We start from the raw sequence: 1126 nt of genomic DNA, 5'->3' as shown, positions 1-1126 counted from the left end.
GGCCCCGGTCAGCAGGTCGACCCGGGCGGCGGCGCCGGCGACCGTCGCCCGGGCGATCGCGGTGTCGAGCACGCGGGCGCCCACCTCGAACTCGTTGCCCAGCTCGCCCGAGTCCAGGCCCGCGGCCATCTTCTTGACGATGCCGCTGCGCCACGTGGCGAACGGGTCGGACCACGCCTCCACCCGGAACGACCACATCCCCGCCACATCCGTGGGCAGCAGCGCGTGGACGGTGTCCGGCTCGGTGCCGGGCACCATCGTGGTGCGGGAGGACGCGCCGCCGGGTCGGCGGACGACCAGGCTGGCGGACAGGGCGTCGTGGCCCTCGCGCCAGACGATCGCGGAGACGGGCAGGATCTCCCCGACCACGGACTTGGACGGGAACCTCCCGCAGGAGACGAGGGGGCGGACCTCATCGATGGCCAGACGGTCGTTCACGTCGGTGCTCCTCTCGGCGGGTGGGCGCCGCGGTGGGCGGCGTCACCTCCACGACGCTAGCGAAGTCGGGCCGATCCTTCAGGGGTGCCCGAGTCGGCGTTCACCTGCACGGCCGTGTTCTTCGCCACCCGTCCTCCCGATTACCGGTTAGATGGGCGTCGTGAGCACCCTGATCGACATCGACCCCGACCTCGTCCTCGACCTCCGCGACGTCTCGCTCCGGCGGGACGGCACGTCCCTCGTGGGGCCCCTGTCCTGGCAGGTGGAACTGGACGAGAGGTGGGTGGTGCTCGGCCCCAACGGCGCGGGCAAGACCTCTTTGTTGCGGATCGCCTCGGCCCTGGAGTACCCGAGCACGGGGACGGCCGTCATCCTCGGGGAGCAGCTGGGCCGGACGGAGGTCACCGAGCTGCGCAGCCGTGTCGGCCTGTCGTCGGTCGCGGTCGCCGGCCGCATCCCCGGCGACGAGGTGGTGCAGGACCTGGTCATCTCCGCCGGATACGCCGTGCTGGGCCGCTGGCGGGAGAAGTACGACCCGGAGGATTTCGAGCGCGCCGCGGACACCCTCGAGTCGATCGGGGCGGAGCACCTGGCCGAGCGAACCTGGGGCACCCTCTCCGAGGGGGAGCGCAAGCGCGTGCTCATCGCCCGCGCCATGATGACCGATCCCGAACTGCTGCTCCTCGAC

Annotated in this window: 2 protein-coding genes; one reads left to right on the top strand and one right to left on the bottom strand. The window is 72.1% G+C overall.

The window, feature by feature from the left end:
* Positions 1-438, bottom strand: a 438-nt coding sequence (locus G6023_RS15360) for a maltotransferase domain-containing protein (RefSeq protein WP_182636358.1), incomplete at its 3' end; no start/stop codon positions are given.
* 151 nt (positions 439-589) lie between these two features.
* Between G6023_RS15360 and G6023_RS15355 the strand changes: the two genes are divergently transcribed.
* Positions 590-1126 (top strand): ABC transporter ATP-binding protein (locus tag G6023_RS15355; protein WP_182636356.1); only part of this gene is annotated, 537 nt, incomplete at its 3' end.

It is taken from the genome of Dietzia sp. DQ11-71 (genome assembly GCF_014144995.1).
GTDB lineage: Bacteria > Actinomycetota > Actinomycetes > Mycobacteriales > Mycobacteriaceae > Dietzia > Dietzia kunjamensis.
Note: the sequence above shows the minus strand (reverse complement) of the source record. Positions and strands in the feature narration are given on the sequence as shown.